10 protein-coding genes are annotated in these 15,927 nt (G+C 56.9%); 9 read left to right on the top strand and 1 reads right to left on the bottom strand.

Annotated features, from left to right (window positions below):
• Positions 1-10: 10 nt before the first annotated feature.
• A complete protein-coding gene (locus CKALI_RS01415) occupies positions 11-1,111 on the bottom strand; it encodes an NAD(P)-binding domain-containing protein (protein ID WP_156191613.1) in 1,101 nt (366 codons plus the stop codon).
• Between the two features lie 142 nt (positions 1,112-1,253).
• On the opposite strand from CKALI_RS01415, the gene clpB reads away from it, so the two are divergent.
• The 9 genes from clpB (at position 1,254) to CKALI_RS01460 (ending at position 15,902) form a co-directional block, all read left to right on the top strand.
• Complete coding sequence (gene clpB, locus CKALI_RS01420; protein ID WP_156191614.1) at positions 1,254-3,791, top strand: ATP-dependent chaperone ClpB; 2,538 nt, start codon at positions 1,254-1,256, stop codon at positions 3,789-3,791.
• Positions 3,792-3,919: 128 nt separating this feature from the next.
• Entirely contained in the window at positions 3,920-4,558 is a 639-nt protein-coding gene (locus CKALI_RS01425) for an AzlC family ABC transporter permease (RefSeq protein WP_231580502.1), read from the top strand.
• Positions 4,551-4,871: a branched-chain amino acid transporter permease gene (locus CKALI_RS01430; RefSeq protein ID WP_231580503.1), complete on the top strand. Its 321-nt coding sequence runs from the start codon at positions 4,551-4,553 to the stop codon at positions 4,869-4,871. The genes CKALI_RS01425 and CKALI_RS01430 overlap by 8 nt, the downstream gene beginning before the upstream one ends.
• 10 nt (positions 4,872-4,881) lie before the next feature.
• Entirely contained in the window at positions 4,882-5,709 is an 828-nt protein-coding gene (locus CKALI_RS01435) for a sulfurtransferase (protein WP_156191617.1), read from the top strand.
• An 11-nt stretch (positions 5,710-5,720) separates the two neighbouring features.
• Positions 5,721-6,845, top strand: coding sequence for a type III secretion system chaperone family protein (locus tag CKALI_RS01440; protein WP_156191618.1), 1,125 nt, complete (start codon positions 5,721-5,723; stop codon positions 6,843-6,845).
• A 10-nt stretch (positions 6,846-6,855) separates the two neighbouring features.
• A complete protein-coding gene (gene pyrE / locus CKALI_RS01445) occupies positions 6,856-7,389 on the top strand; it encodes an orotate phosphoribosyltransferase (RefSeq protein WP_156191619.1) in 534 nt (177 codons plus the stop codon).
• Positions 7,370-8,023 (top strand): TrmH family RNA methyltransferase, encoded by a 654-nt coding sequence (locus CKALI_RS01450; RefSeq protein ID WP_156191620.1) that lies wholly within the window; start codon positions 7,370-7,372, stop codon positions 8,021-8,023. Before pyrE ends, CKALI_RS01450 begins: the two co-directional genes overlap by 20 nt.
• Positions 8,024-8,034: 11 nt before the next feature.
• On the top strand, positions 8,035-9,162 hold the full coding sequence (locus tag CKALI_RS01455) for a glycoside hydrolase family 76 protein (protein ID WP_156191621.1): 1,128 nt from the start codon (positions 8,035-8,037) through the stop codon (positions 9,160-9,162).
• 605 nt (positions 9,163-9,767) lie between these two features.
• Complete coding sequence (locus CKALI_RS01460; RefSeq protein ID WP_156191622.1) at positions 9,768-15,902, top strand: VaFE repeat-containing surface-anchored protein; 6,135 nt, start codon at positions 9,768-9,770, stop codon at positions 15,900-15,902.
• Positions 15,903-15,927 lie beyond the last annotated feature (25 nt).

Raw genomic sequence — 15,927 nt, forward strand, 5'->3', positions numbered from 1 at the left:
CTCTAGTCCTTTAATTCGTTGTATTTTGCAGTAATTCCACGGCCGCACGTGCTGCGCGGCGGCCCGCGCGAGTGGCTCCCACAGTGGAGGCCGTAGATCCGTAGCCAGCGAGTAGCACTCGCGGATTGCGTGCGACGCGGACCTCATCGAGCATGTCGATCCCACCCTTGCCATTGCGCAGCTTGAGCGGTGCCAGGTGTGCGAGCGAATGACGAAATCCGGTGTTCCAAAAGATGACGTCGACCGATTCAATTGTTCCGGCGGGGAGGGGATCCCAACCGTATTTCGCTTGGGCGACGGGTTCGCCGAAGACTACGGCGTCGTGAAGCACGCGGTTAAACATGCCGCGCGAAACTAGCACGCCGCGGTCGACACCAGCGCTGTAGTCCGGGCGCGCCGGGATGCCTGTGCTGGCGACGACTGACGCTGGTGGCTCGCCGCTGGCAATGCGCTCGCGCACCCGCCGCTCTACGTCGAGGCCCCAGCGCGCAGATTGCTTCTCGACGCCAAAGTCCGGCGGCCTACGCGTGGCCCACAGGGTTTCTGTGACGTGCTCTAACTCGAGAAGGAATTGCACTGCGGAGAGTCCGCCACCGACGACAAGTGTGCGTTTTCCGGCGAAATCTTCGGCGCGTGTGTAGTCCTTGGTGTGGAGTTGCTGGCCTTGAAAACTGTCGATGCCGGGGAAATAGGGGATGTACGGGGAGTCCCAGGTGCCGGTCGCTGAGATGATGATGTCTGCGGTGAGGGTGTCGCCTGAATCGAGGGTGATTGTGAAGATACGGTCCTGCTCGACCTTCGTCACGTTTGCGGGGCGGCGCACTGCCAGCTGAAACTGCTCCTCGTAAGAACCGTAATAATCAGCGACGACCGTGGACGCTGGGGTAGCGTCGTCGCCACCAGGGGCGGGGAGTCCAGGCAGGTCGGCGATGCCATGCGCCGCGCCGAGCGTGAGGGAATCCCAGCGATGGCGCCAAGCCCCGCCGGGACCGTCGTTAGCATCGAGAATGAGGAAGTCCGTGCCAGGCGTCAGGCCGAGATGGGTCAGTTGTTGGCCAGTGGACAGACCTGCTTGTCCGGCGCCGATAACAACCACCTGAAAATGTGACATGTCAACATCATATCGCAGTTGCCAGGTTGAGTCTAGGGCTATAAAGTTTCGTTGTGACATAATTCACTGTGAATAGTAGGGTTGAGTGGAACAGACTCAACCCCTGGGGCGTTAGAAGAAGTAGAAAGAGAGGAAATCAACTATGAGTTCATTCAATCCAACTACCAAAACGTCCGAGGCGTTGCAGGCCGCTTTGCAGCTCGCTTCGTCCAAGGGAAACCCCGATATTCGTCCAGCGCACCTACTGGTGGCCATCCTGGAACAGGCTGATGGCATTGCCGCTCCAGTCCTACAAGCAGCAGGTGTGGATCCGTCCGCAGTTTTGCAGGAAGCGAAGCGGGTTGTCGATGGCTACCCATCCGCGTCCGGCGATAGCCTAGCTAACCCGCAGTTCAACCGTGAGGCGCTGAACGCGCTGACCGCTGCGCAGGAATTGGCCGGTGAGCTGGGCGACGAGTACGTCTCCACCGAAGTGTTGCTTGCCGCCATCGTGCGTGGCGACTCTGACGCCGCCAAGATCCTGAAGAGCCGTGGCGCTACTTATGACGTGATCAAGAATGCCTTTACCGCCGTACGCGGTTCCCAGAAGGTCACCTCCCAGGATCCTGAGGGTCAATTCCAGGCGCTGGAGAAGTACTCCACTGACCTGACCAAGCTTGCTCGCGAAGGCAAGATTGACCCAGTTATCGGCCGCGACGAGGAAATCCGTCGCGTCATCCAGGTCCTGAGCCGACGCACGAAGAACAATCCAGTTTTGATCGGTGAGCCCGGTGTAGGTAAAACCGCGATCGTGGAGGGACTCGCCCGACGCATCGTTGCGGGCGACGTACCGGAGTCGTTGCAGGGCAAGTCCCTGCTCTCCCTAGACCTTGGCTCGATGGTTGCCGGTGCAAAGTACCGTGGCGAGTTTGAGGAGCGACTCAAGGCTGTCCTCGATGAGATCAAGGCTGCCGAAGGCCAGATCATTACCTTTATTGACGAGCTGCACACCATCGTCGGTGCCGGCGCTTCCGGCGAGTCCGCTATGGATGCGGGCAACATGATCAAGCCGCTGCTCGCCCGCGGTGAGCTGCGCCTGGTCGGTGCCACCACTTTGGAGGAATACCGCAAGTACATCGAAAAGGATGCTGCACTGGAGCGCCGTTTCCAGCAGGTTTACGTAGGCGAGCCGTCCGTGGAAGATGCCATCGGCATCCTCCGTGGCTTGAAGGAGCGCTACGAAGTCCACCACGGCGTCCGCATCCAGGACTCCGCACTGGTCGCTGCGGCGACGCTCTCGGACCGCTACATCACCTCTCGCTTCCTGCCGGATAAGGCCATCGACCTTGTCGACGAAGCAGCCTCCCGCCTGCGCATGGAAATCGACTCCTCCCCGCAGGAAATTGATGCCTTGGAGCGCATCGTGCGCCGCCTGGAGATCGAGGAAATGGCCCTCCAGAAGGAGTCTGACGAGGCATCGAAGATCCGCCTGGACAAGCTCCGCCAGGAGCTGGCAGACGAGAAGGAAAAGCTCGGTGAGCTGCGCGCACGTTGGCAGAATGAGAAGGGGGCCGTCGATAAGCTCCGCTCTGCAAAGGAAGAACTCGAGGCGTTGCGCCAGGAATCCGAGATCGCGGAGCGCGAAGGCAACTACGGCCGCGTTGCTGAGCTGCGCTACGGGCGAATCCCGGAACTGGAGAAGCAGATCGCGGAAACCCCGGTCCAGACCGACATGATCACTGAGGAGGTCACCCCGGACACGATCGCCGAGGTTGTCTCCGCGTGGACTGGCATTCCTGCGGGCAAGATGATGCAGGGCGAGACCGAGAAGCTGCTGAACATGGAAGGCGAGCTGGGCAAGCGCGTGGTTGGGCAGCTTGAAGCTGTAACCGCCGTATCGGATGCCGTTCGTCGTGCTCGTGCCGGCGTTGCCGACCCGAACCGCCCAACCGGCTCCTTCCTCTTCCTGGGCCCAACGGGCGTGGGTAAGACGGAGCTGGCGAAAGCGCTGGCCGAGTTCCTCTTCGACGATGAACGCGCCATGGTTCGCATCGACATGTCCGAGTACGGCGAGAAGCACGCCGTCTCCCGTCTCGTCGGTGCGCCTCCGGGATACGTCGGATACGACCAGGGTGGCCAGCTCACCGAGGCTGTGCGACGCCGTCCGTACACGGTGGTGCTTTTCGACGAAGTTGAAAAGGCTCACCCGGATGTCTTCGATATCTTGCTGCAGGTCCTGGACGAAGGTCGCCTGACCGACGGCCAGGGTAGGACCGTGGACTTCCGCAACACCATCCTGATCCTGACCTCCAACCTCGGTGCCGGTGGCACCCGGGAGCAGATGATGGATGCCGTGAAGATGGCTTTCAAGCCGGAATTCATCAACCGTCTTGATGACGTGGTTGTCTTCGACGCGCTGTCCCAGGAACAGCTGACTTCCATCGTGGACATTCAGGTTGGTTTCCTGGCAGCTCGACTAGCTGCCCGTCGCCTGACCCTGTCGGTGTCGGACGAAGCAAAGGCTTGGCTCGGCGAGCGCGGCTACGACCCTGCCTACGGCGCACGACCACTGCGTCGCCTGATCCAGCAGGCCATCGGCGACCAGTTGGCGAAGAAGCTGCTGGCCGGTTCCATCGTGGATGGCGATACCGTCCATGTGAATGTGGCCGACGGCGGCGAAGGGTTGGAGCTCAGCGCTTAAGTTGCTGCTTTTGGAAATTTCCCCCGTGAGAATGTCATTTTTCATAGAATCTTGACATTCTCACGGGGGATTTTTCAGGTGGCACCCCAGACAACTCAGTGGAGAGCCAACGCACTAAGATACCTGGGGTGAAAGAAGCGTTTGCCAAGGCCGGAGTCGTGTGGTTTGGGCTTTTCGTGCTCGGCCTGGGATTTGGCGTGCTGGCTTCTAATTTAGGGTTCCCGTGGTGGGCTGCCTTCTTTATTTCTGCCACAGTGCTCGCGGGGTCGATGGAATTTATCCTGATTGGCTTGATCGCCACGAACACCCCGCTCACGACCATCGCGATCACTACGTTCCTGGTGAACTTCCGCCACCTGTTCTATGGGCTCACTTATCCGCTCGAGCTCTTCCAAGGCAAGCTTAAGAAGCTCTACGTCGTGTTTTGCATGGTGGATGAGGCGTTTGCGCTGAACGCCAATGAAAAGGACCCGAAAACCATGTGGTGGGTTCACATCGGGTTGCATGCGAGCTGGGCCTTGGGGTCGTTGGCAGGAGCGCTGGGCGGGGCGCAGTTCTTGAAAGGAGCACAGGGCCTGGATTTCGTCCTCATCGCCCTGTTTGCGGTGCTCAGCCTTGACTCCTGGCAGTTGACCAAAGACAAGGTTGGTGCCCTGCTGGCTGCAGGAGCGGCGGGGATTGGCATGCTGGCCGGGCATCAGAACATGATGCTGGTGGCCATGCTGCTTTTCTCGGGCGCTCTTATTGTGAGGCATCGCCGTGGATAGCTACTTCTTTGCTGCCGTGGGGACTGCGATAGCTGTCACTTTCCTGTTACGCGCTATCCCGTTTCTCATTAAAACCAGGCTGTACGGTTCGCCACTCCTGGAAAACTTCGGGCGATGGATGCCACAGGGCGCGATGCTGATCCTTTTGGCCTATTGCCTGCATGGGGTGAATTGGGGGCCTACCAGCAACAAGGTTGGCTACCTGTTGGGTCTGATTGTCACAGTGGGAGTACACCTTTGGCGTCGAAACGCGGTGCTCTCGATCCTGGCTGGCACAGCTGTCTGCGTCGCGCTTACGACAGCACTTGCCTAGACTGAGGGTCATGATCACCATCACCCCAGCTGAACTTATCCAGCGTGTGCGATCCTCCATGAAGACATCCATCGTTGCATCTGTATGGGAGCCCGGAGAAGGCGCAAGCCTCGAACGATTCCATATGGAACATATTCCTAATTCCATGTTTTGCGATGCCGCACTAGCGCTCGCCGGTATTCCTTCCAGCCTTGCAGGTCGTAACCCACTTCCAGATGCCGAGCAGTTGGGGGGCTGGTTCCGACGCATGGGCCTCAATGCTGAAAGCCCAGTGGTGGTTTACGACCACCACAAGGGCCTGATGGCAGCGCGTGCGTGGTGGATCTTCAAGTGGGCTGGTATTGAGGATGTGCGCATTCTCGACGGCGGTCTCAAGGCCTGGGTTGATGCTGGAGAAATGGTGGTTGGCGGGCCCGGCAATTTCCCTCCGACCAGCACGATTCGGCCGAATCTTGGTCAGATGCCGACCTCGAGTTTGGACGATGTGAAGAGCCACCAAGGTATTTTGCTTGACTGCCGCGAGCGCTCGCGCTTCTCCGGCCAGAAAGAGTCCCTGGATCTCAAGGCTGGACACATCCCAGGCGCTGTGAACGTGCCAAGTGGCGACATGCTGAACGACGATCTGACCTTCAAGGATCCTGTTGAGATTCGCAGGATGCTGGCTGCGGTGGGTATCGAATCCGGCGACAACGTTATCGTCTACTCCGGATCCGGCCTCCACTCCGCCCAAATGATTGCCGCGATGCACCACGCTGATCTGCCCGGCGCCTCGCTGTTCGTCGGTGGTTGGTCGCAGTGGGCAGCGGACGGTAGCAACCCGGTCGTGCGCGTCGACTAAACTCATTCCACGTGTGGTTAATTCTTGCAGCTCTCATCCTATTCGTCGTCGCCGGCGTGCTCCTGTGGCTTTCGCGATCGCAAAAGCCGACTCAACCGCAGTCCCCACAGCAGCCTGAGGCGACGCCGGTAACGGAAGAACTTCAGCTCGAAGTAGTTGAGGAGCTGGAGCCGCTACCGGTGGATCCCGAGCCAGAGCCCGAGCCAGAACCTAAACCACAGCCGGAGCCTGTGCCGGAACCCAAACCACAGCCGGAACCAGAACCCGAACCGGCACCTCAACCGGAACTTCCCCCGAAGGCTGAGCCGAAGCGTTCCGCGGTGAAACTGCCAGGCGGTCAGCGTCGTGAGCGCAAGCATTGGGCCGCTGACCGGGGCTTTAGCTTCAGCAAGACGGACGTGTACCTCACTGACGAATGGTCCCGTGGCGCCGCCGCAACCGGTGCTGCCCCACGCGAAGTGGTAGCTGGCGTCGTTGATGTCTTGGGCATGGATTATGAGATGTACCTCGTTGATCTCGACGCCATCCCCGTGATGGCGATGCGTCGCAGCGCTGCCAGCGATGTGGTCGTCGACGCGCGCCGCGTGGGCGAATTGCTTGACGACGACTCCGATGATCTCCTCCCAGTGACGCAGGTGTCCGGGTTCGCTATCCTCTCCAATGACTTTGGCGCGGCTGAACGCGTGGTGGACGAGCGCGTGATCGCAGCGCTCGCTGCGATGCCGGAAGCAGTTACTGCAGTGTGGGCCGAAGCGGACTGGGTGCTGGCTCAAACACACAAGAACTCCACCTCCGAAGACTGGGAGCGGATGATTCAACCCTTGGCGCTGATCGCGGATGCGTCTCGAGTCCTGCCACCTCGTGCGGTGCGAAACTTGGACATTGTGATGAAGACTCGGCCGGTAGGGGAGCCAGTGGTCGTCGATAAGCCTGCGGAGCCGGAGGTCGTGAAGGTGCCGCGCGCGGAGGAGCCGGTTGAGATGCCGACGCGGGCTCGGCATGCAGCGTTGGGAGTCGTCGAGGCGCGCCCGGTGGGGGTCGATGAAGTCGGGGCGATCGCAGATGGGCCGGCGCAGTTGCCGGAAAGCGACGGGACGCGGGTCGTACGCCGCGCAGATAAGCCAACTATTTTCTAAGGAGCACACATTGGATAAGAAGCAGCAGCTGGCGGAGCTCGTGAAGGAGCTAGCCATTGTGCATGGCAAGGTCACTTTGTCTTCCGGCAAGGAAGCTGATTACTACGTTGATCTGCGCCGCGCGACCCTGCACGCGAAAGCATCCCGTTTGATCGGCGAGCTTCTGCGCGAACTCACCGCGGACTGGGATTACGCCGCTGTCGGTGGTCTGACACTGGGGGCCGACCCAGTCGCCACCTCCGTGATGCATGCCGACGGCCGCGAGATTCACGCTTTTGTGGTGCGCAAGGAAGCCAAGAAGCACGGTATGCAGCGTCGCATTGAAGGTTTCAATGTGGAGGGCCAGAAAGTGCTCGTGGTTGAAGACACCACGACCACGGGCAACTCGCCGCTCACTGCTGTTGCCGCGCTGCGCGAAGCTGGCGCTGAGGTCGTGGGTGTGGCCACCGTCGTGGATCGCAACACTGGTGCCGGCGACGTGATCGCTGCGGAGGGACTGGAGTACCGCTACCTGCTGGGCCTGGATGACCTTGGACTCGAATAAAGGCCCTACCGAGTGGTTTGAAGCGCGGGTGGGTGTTGGCCCGTGGGAGGGCGAGCGCCCAACTGACTCAAAGTATGACCCTGAACTGCTCGAAAACGGCGACAAGCGCAATGTGGTAGATGCCTATCGCTATTGGACTCGTGAAGCGATCGTGGCTGACATTGATCAGCGCCGTCATCCGCTACACATCGCGATCGAGAACTTTGAGCACGATGCGAACATCGGAACCGTCGTACGCACGGCTAATGCGTTTGCCGTGGACACCGTGCATATCGTAGGGAAGAAGCGCTGGAACCGCCGCGGAGCGATGGTCACTGACCGCTACCAGCACCTCATGCACCACGAAACGGTCGCAGATCTATTGGAGTGGGCGGTGGCGCAAGGGCTCAAAATCGTGGCCATCGATAACACCCCTGGGAGCGTTCCGCTGGAAACAGCCGACCTTCCGCGGGAATGCTTGTTACTCTTTGGTCAAGAAGGTCCAGGCGTGACCCAAGCGGCACGCGACGGTGCTTTAATGACGTGCTCAATCGCACAATTCGGTTCGACCAGGTCAATTAATGCGGGCGTTGCGGCTGGAATCGCGATGCATGCCTGGATTAGGCAACACGCTGATCTTAGCCACGCATGGTGAGGAGAAAATTCGTGCAGGAAAAGTGGTCCCACAGGGCTGATCTGGCAGAAGCTGCCATAACGGACCGTCACGCTCGACGGGTCTGGGGGATCCCCGGTACTAACCTCGCCGTTGTCGGATGGCCGTCCACTACTAAGGACGAGCTGTTCTTCCACTGGCACTATTGGTGGCAGGCGCATTACCTCGACTGCCAAATCGACGCGACCAAGCGTCGCTCCACCAAGAAGCGCAAGCGCCGCATCAAGGAAACGATGCGTGGGATCCGGATCCGCAATCTCCGCGGCTGGACTGTCAATCGTTACTACGACGACAAATCCTGGCTGGCACTGGCAGTGGGACGGTGGCTATCGTCATCCAAGCACAAGGGACTGCGTGCGCTCGAACGCAACATTTACGACGGCATCGACACCCTCACTGGTGTCCTCCCATGGCGTACCAATGAAACTTTCTACAACGTTCCTACGAATGGGCCGGCGGCGATCATGATGGCGCGGGCAGGGCGCGTCGATAAGGCGCGCGAGCTCACCGACTGGGTTTTCGACCACCTCATCAACCAAGACGGCCTGGTCATGGACGGTATGCGCATGCGCATGCACGGCCCGGAGCTGGTACCTGTCATCCATCCGTACTGCCAGGGCGTCATGATGGGTGCCTGCCTAGAAATCGCCGATCATTTGCTGTCTGAGAACAGCGACGAGGCCTATACGTATATTTCTCGTGCGCGCGAGCTTGTCGACGCCGTTGAACGCCATCTCGCCTCCCCAGAAGGAATTCTCAATACCCACACCGATGGCGGAGACGGCGGCCTATTTAAGGGCATTCTCGCGCGCTACCTCGCGGATGTAGCTACCCGTTTGCCTGGCGACTCTTCACTTTCTGACAACACCAGACGCAAGGCCGCACGTATCGTCACGGCTTCAGCGACCTCCCTGTGGAACCGACGCGTCGAAATCGATGGGCTCCCGGTTTTCGCCTCCAACTGGACCGAGGATGCGCGCGTGCCATCGCTATCGACTTCTGTCGGCACAATTAGGGGAGCAGTCCTGGGCTCTACCGTTCCTGAGCGTGATCTGTCCGTGCAACTTTCCGGATGGATGCTATTGGAAGCTGCCGCAAGGGTAGCGGCTGCGGATCTGTAGTTCGGTGCTCTGCACAATGATGCACTGAGAGGCATCGGCGATCGGCAGGGTTCCTGAGTGTAAAGGTCATTGCCTGAGCGTTTCCTGAGCTTGTAACGGCATGGAACATCACCTTGGAAAGGTATTACTAAAGGGCTGGTGGGGGAGCGTTTTTAGGTAGCTTTGCCGCATCCATTCTTTACAAGTTGCAGTTAGTGGCAGGGGAATCATTGCCTAAAACAGGGCCGCGGCCGGTATTGCTGAGAGTTTGATTCAAATAGTCGGCCGAAACAGTGTGTGTCCTTAATATCTTTTACGTGCTTTATCAGTACGGTTCAGAAAGATTATCTAATAAATAACCAAACCACTTCCCAATAGGCGGGTGAAGTTGCAGGTCACGGAAACATTGGCGACATATATAGGAAAATTGGTGACCAAACACCTACTTTTATTCCGACAATCCACTTAAAAAACACTAAGATTAGAATAGACAAACCTGAGAGTAGGTCATACTATGTTCTCTTAGGTTCATGTATCTACCCAAGGGTAGCGGTGAATGTCTAAGAGAAACTTAAGTCTGCGTCCCGTGTTGGGGCGGGACGAGCCTTGAAAGGTCGAAAAATTAAATGACTGGTAATCGTTCAGTGCGAAGCGGTGGGACACTCGCCGGCTTCGCTGACACAAGGATTGGATCCTGGTGGGGTAGGGCTTTAGCCCTATTGATGGCTTTGGTTATCGCGGTCGGTGGTGTTATGGTCGCCACCAATCAGAAGGCAGAGGCTGTCGCAATTGGCGATACGGTTTCTGTCAACTCGGGTACTTCCGGTTATCCGATTGACGATTCTAAAAGGCTCCTGGATTCTTATCCGGAGCTGTTTGTGATCGAGGATGCTAATGGCGTCTTGATCGGGCAGACGTACTGCATTGAGTTGCGCGTCGGAATTGCCCCGACTGTCACAGGCACGATTGGGCGTTGGGATTCCTTTTCGGGAAATAACAATTTCAAGAGCGACCAGGTAGTCCGGGAAAGGGTCAACTGGATCGTTGCCAATTCTTACCCTGCAGTGAGCCTAGAAGAGTTGCGGCAGCATTTGGGATTGCAGCCAGGTGAACTAAATGAGGCCTCTGCCATTTCTCAGACTCAGGCTGCGATTTGGGAGCTAACTGAAGGTACGGACTTCCAATACAACGGCCTCAGATTCGATCCTTTTCAGGATGCGGAGCAAGTGGCTGCACTGCAAGCAGGTCAGTATAAGCTCTATGACTACTTGCTTTCAGCTGCAAATGTCGGTCGTCCAGAGAGCTCGAATTTCTCAGGTAGTATCTCTCAGAACACAGCTGTTACCGCAACCAAGAGTGGCGAACTTGTTGGCCCAATCGTCTTCGACTCTTCCGGCAAATTCTCTGTTGAGCCGGCAAAGGGATTTCAGGTTGTAGATGCGTCTGGCAATCCAGTTGATATTCACAACGTGGTATCCGGTCAAGAGTTGTACCTTAAGATTGTTGATCCTGCCCTTGCCACAGAATCAGGTACAGCTACCTTGAAGGCAGTAGTTTCTGGCACTGCTATTTCAGGCGCGATTGTAAATGTGGGCTCCGGTTGGTCTCATTCGCAAACTACGATTCTTACCCACGATCGTTCTGCAGAAATATCTGCCACGGCGTCCGTAACTTGGACTGCACCCCAGCCGTCGATTGCTACTTCTGCGATCGATCAGATTGATGGTGACAAGATTATTTCTGCCAATGGTGGCGTTGTTGTTGACACTGTGACATATTCCAACCTTGAGGTAGGCAAGACTTACACAATCAAGGGCGAGCTGATGGACAAGGCTACTGGCGCGAGCACCGGCGTCACCGCAGAAAAGACGTTCACTGCCACCGCTGTGAATGGTACGGTCGAGCTGTCTTTCACCGTTCCTGCAGGTAACGCTGGTAAAACTTTGGTTGCGTTTGAGACCGCTTACGATGCCACTGGCGCTGTTGTTGCTGAGCACAGGGACATCAACGATGCAGCTCAGACCGTCACAGTAGAAACCCCCACTGAGCATGCGGTGAAGATTTCTAAGGTTGATATCGCTGGTGCCGAGCTTGCTGGTGCTGAGATTGTGATCAAGGATGCTGCTGGTGTTGAGATTGAGAAGTGGACCTCTGGTACCGCGGCTCATGAGTTCACTCTGCCTGCTGGCGAGTACACCTTTGTGGAAAACGCTGCTCCTGCAGGTTTTGACAAGGTCACTGATATTACGTTCACTGTGAATGCTGATGGCACGATCACCACGACCACGATTGATGGTGTGGTTGTTGCATCCGGTAACACGATGACGGTCACCGACAAGGCGATCGAGCATGCGGTGAAGATTTCTAAGGTTGATATCGCTGGTGCCGAGCTTGCTGGTGCTGAGATTGTGATCAAGGATGCTGCTGGTGTTGAGATTGAGAAGTGGACCTCTGGTACCACGGCTCATGAGTTCACTCTGCCTGCTGGCGAGTACACCTTTGTGGAAAACGCTGCTCCTGCAGGTTTTGACAAGGTCACTGATATTACGTTCACTGTGAATGCTGATGGCACGATCACCACGACCACGATTGATGGTGTGGTTGTTGCATCCGGTAACACGATGACGGTCACCGACAAGGCGATCGAGCATGCGGTGAAGATTTCTAAGGTTGATATCGCTGGTGCCGAGCTTGCTGGTGCTGAGATTGTGATCAAGGATGCTGCTGGTGTTGAGATTGAGAAGTGGACCTCTGGTACCGCGGCTCATGAGTTCACTCTGCCTGCTGGCGAGTACACCTTTGTGGAAAACGCTGCTCCTGCAGGTTTTGACAAGGTCACTGATATTACGTTCACTGTGAATGCTGATGGCACGATCACCACGACCACGATTGATGGTGTGGTTGTTGCATCCGGTAACACGATGACGGTCACCGACAAGGCGATCGAGCATGCGGTGAAGATTTCTAAGGTTGATATCGCTGGTGCCGAGCTTGCTGGTGCTGAGATTGTGATCAAGGATGCTGCTGGTGTTGAGATTGAGAAGTGGACCTCTGGTACCGCGGCTCATGAGTTCACTCTGCCTGCTGGCGAGTACACCTTTGTGGAAAACGCTGCTCCTGCAGGTTTTGACAAGGTCACTGATATTACGTTCACTGTGAATGCTGATGGCACGATCACCACGACCACGATTGATGGTGTGGTTGTTGCATCCGGTAACACGATGACGGTCACCGACAAGGCGACTGTCACCACTCCAGTTGTCACCACGACTCCAGTCGAGACCACGACTCCTGTTGTGACCACGACTCCTGTTGTGACCACGACTCCTGTTGTGACCACGACTCCTGTCGAGACGACCACTCCTGTCGAGACGACCACTCCTGTTGTGACCACGACTCCGGTTGTGACCACGACTCCTGTCGAGACGACCACTCCTGTTGTGACGACCACTCCTGTTGTGACGACCACTCCTGTTGTGACGACCACTCCGGTTGTGACGACCACTCCGGTTGTTGAGGTCAAGATTGGTACGACTGCTACCGATAAGGCTGATGGTGATAAGGACGTTAACTTCACTACTGAGCAGCCCAAGACGGTAACTGACGTTATCTCTTACACTGGTCTGACCCCAGGCAAGGTGTACTTGGTTGAGGGCGACCTGGTTGTTGCCTCCGATCCTGCAACTGTTGCTGCATCTGCGTGGAAGACGTTTATTCCTACCTCTGCTGATGGCACTGTGACTGTGGACTTTACGGTTGATGCTTCTTGGGCTGGTCAGACTCTGGTAGCTTTCGAGGCTGTCTCTCTGGTCAACACTTCTAACGGCTCTGAGAAGCCTGCGGATGTTACCCCTGTTGCAGAGCACAAGGATCCAACGGATGCGGCTCAGACTGTGACCGTGTCCAAGGAAACCCCTGCTCCTACCACGACTCCTGTCGAGACGACCACTCCAGTTGTCACCACGACTCCTGTCGAGACGACCACTCCAGTTGTCACCACGACTCCTGTCGAGACGACCACTCCAGTTGTGACGACCACTCCGGTTGTTGAGGTCAAGATCGGTACGACTGCTACCGATAAGGCTGATGGTGATAAGGACGTTAACTTCACTACTGAGCAGCCCAAGACGGTAACTGACGTTATCTCTTACACTGGTCTGACCCCAGGCAAGGTGTACTTGGTTGAGGGCGACCTGGTTGTTGCCTCCGATCCTGCAACTGTTGCTGCATCTGCGTGGAAGACGTTTATTCCTACCTCTGCTGATGGCACTGTGACTGTGGACTTTACGGTTGATGCTTCTTGGGCTGGTCAGACTCTGGTAGCTTTCGAGGCTGTCTCTCTGGTCAACACTTTTAACGGCTCTGAGAAGCCTGCGGATGTTACCCCTGTTGCAGAGCACAAGGATCCAACGGATGCGGCTCAGACTGTGACCGTGTCCAAGGAAACCCCTGCTCCTACCACGACTCCTGTCGAGACGACAACTCCTGTTGTCACCACGACTCCTGTTGTGACGACCACTCCAGTCGAGACCACGACTGCCGCTACTACCACTCCTGTTGTGACCACGACTGCCGCTACTACCACTCCTGTGGTCCCTGGTGACCATCCTGTAGTGATTTCCAAGGTTGACATCGCTGGCAATGAACTTCCAGGCGCCACTATCACGATCAAGGATGCTGCGGACAATGTTGTAGAGACCTTTACATCTACTTCGGAGCCACACAACATGGATCTCTCGGCCGGTGATTACACCTTCGTCGAAGATGCAGCTCCTGCAGGCTACGAGAAGGTCACCGATATCACCTTCACGGTGAATGCTGACGGTACAATTACGGTCACCTCTGTGGATGGACAGGCTGTTGCTGCTGGTAACGAGCTTACCGTCACCGATATGCCTTCAACTACGACTCCGGTAGCGACCGCTACTCCTGAGATTACGACCCCCGTGGTCACCACCACTCCTGTTGTGACCACGACTCCTGTCGAGACGACTACTCCTGCAGTGACGACTACTCCTGTAGTCACCACGACCCCAATTGTTACCACCACCCCGGCAGTTTCTACCACGCCAGCTCCTTCTGAGCAGGTGGCGAAGATTGCTTTGAAGAAGTACATCGGTGACCAGGAGTTCAAGGGTGTTGAGGTTCCTCAGGCTGGTGGCGCTGGTTCTGCTGGCGTGATTGATGCTGAGAACACTAAGGCCGCTTACATTGCTAAGGCTGGCCAGGATCTGGTGATCACGTTCGCTGTGACGAACACTGGTGCGCTGGATATGAAGAGTGTTTCTGTTGCTGATGAGCTGATCCTGGGTGCTGAGTTTGATTCCCAGCCGGTTATGAATATCACTCCTGCTGCACAGGACATCAAGGTCGGCGAGACGAAGTTCTTCACCGCTACGGTGAATGCTCCGAAGGCTGGTTCCTTCCATGGTGACGTTGCTAAGGCAACGGGTACTCCGGTTGATGGCAATGGTAACGAGGTCCCATTCAAGGATGAGAATGGCAACTCCCATAATCCTGGGGATAAGGTCACCTCGAATGAGGACAAGGCACACTCCACCACGATGAATCCAGGTGTCACCACCTCTGCGACCGACAAGGCTGATGGCGACAAATCACTCGCTATGGGCGGGTCTGTCGTGACCGATACGGTGACTTACACCGGCCTTGTTGCTGGCAACTGGTACACCGTGACCGGTGAGTTGATGGACAAGGCTACCGGTGCTGGCACTGGTATCACCGCGTGGAAGACGTTTAAGGCAGCTGCTGCTAATGGCACTGTTGAACTTGACTTCACTGTTCCTGCTGGCTTCGCTGGTAAGACCCTGGTGGTCTTCGAGTACCTGCACAACGCAGTGATCGATGGCAGTGGCCAGCCAACCCCTGGTTCCAACGGCACTAACGAGGGCACCACTGGCACCACCTCTGGTGCTGAGAAGACCCCTGTAATCGCTGAGCACACCGATATTAACGATGGTGCTCAAACGGTGAACGTGGCGGAGAAGATCCGAACCACTGCAACTGATGCCAAGGATACGGACAAGGCGATCTCTGAAAACGGTGGCACCATCAAGGACACTGTTCAGTACGAAGGTCTTGTCGCTGGTGGTCAGTACATCTTGGCCGGCACGCTGATGGACAAGTCCACTGGCACCACAGTCATGGATGCTGTATCTGGTCTGCCTGTAACTGCAGTGAATAACTTCACCGCACAGGCTGCTGACGGCAGTGTTGTGATCGAGTTCGTCTTGAATGCTGAGACGGCGAAGAAGTACCAGGGTAAGGAACTGGTTGTCTTTGAAAAGCTCAACCAAGCTGTTGAAACCGGTCAGGGTACGTTCCCAGGTCGCGTCACCGAAACCATCGTTGACGAAAACGGCAACTCCGTCACGGTAGTAGTCGTGGCAAAACACGAAGACCTCAATGATCAGTCTCAGACTGTGGGTGTGGGTAAGCCTTCTGAGTTCCCATGGCTCGCGCTGATCCCGCTGATCCCACTGGTAGGTGGCGGTATCATCTCCGGTTCTTCCGAGTCTGGCGCACGTCAGGACCAGGTCCAGGGAATTTCTAACCCGGCTCCTGAGCAGCCACAGCGTCAAGACCAGGTGCTCGGGGTGGCTAACCAGCCTGCTCCTAAGGCCAAGGGTATCCCTAAGGGCCTGCTGGCTAACACCGGTGCAAATGTTGCTGGCCTTGCTGGTATCGCCGCGCTGATGATGCTGCTCGGTGCAGCTCTGATCCGACGCCGCAAGGAAAACTAAGCGATAGTTAGTAGCTGGAGCTAGA

The sequence above is a fragment of the Corynebacterium kalinowskii genome (genome assembly GCF_009734385.1).
Classification (GTDB): domain Bacteria; phylum Actinomycetota; class Actinomycetes; order Mycobacteriales; family Mycobacteriaceae; genus Corynebacterium; species Corynebacterium kalinowskii.

Bases quoted from the DNA above. Each gene is read 5' to 3' on its own strand.
- CKALI_RS01450 (WP_156191620.1), top strand. From the start codon at position 7,370: ATGACCTTGGACTCGAATAAAGGCCCTACCGAGTGGTTTGAAGCGCGG.
- CKALI_RS01460 (WP_156191622.1), top strand. From the start codon at position 9,768: ATGACTGGTAATCGTTCAGTGCGAAGCGGTGGGACACTCGCCGGCTTC.
- clpB (WP_156191614.1), top strand. From the start codon at position 1,254: ATGAGTTCATTCAATCCAACTACCAAAACGTCCGAGGCGTTGCAGGCC.
- CKALI_RS01415 (WP_156191613.1), bottom strand. From the start codon at position 1,111: ATGTCACATTTTCAGGTGGTTGTTATCGGCGCCGGACAAGCAGGTCTG.
- CKALI_RS01435 (WP_156191617.1), top strand. From the start codon at position 4,882: ATGATCACCATCACCCCAGCTGAACTTATCCAGCGTGTGCGATCCTCC.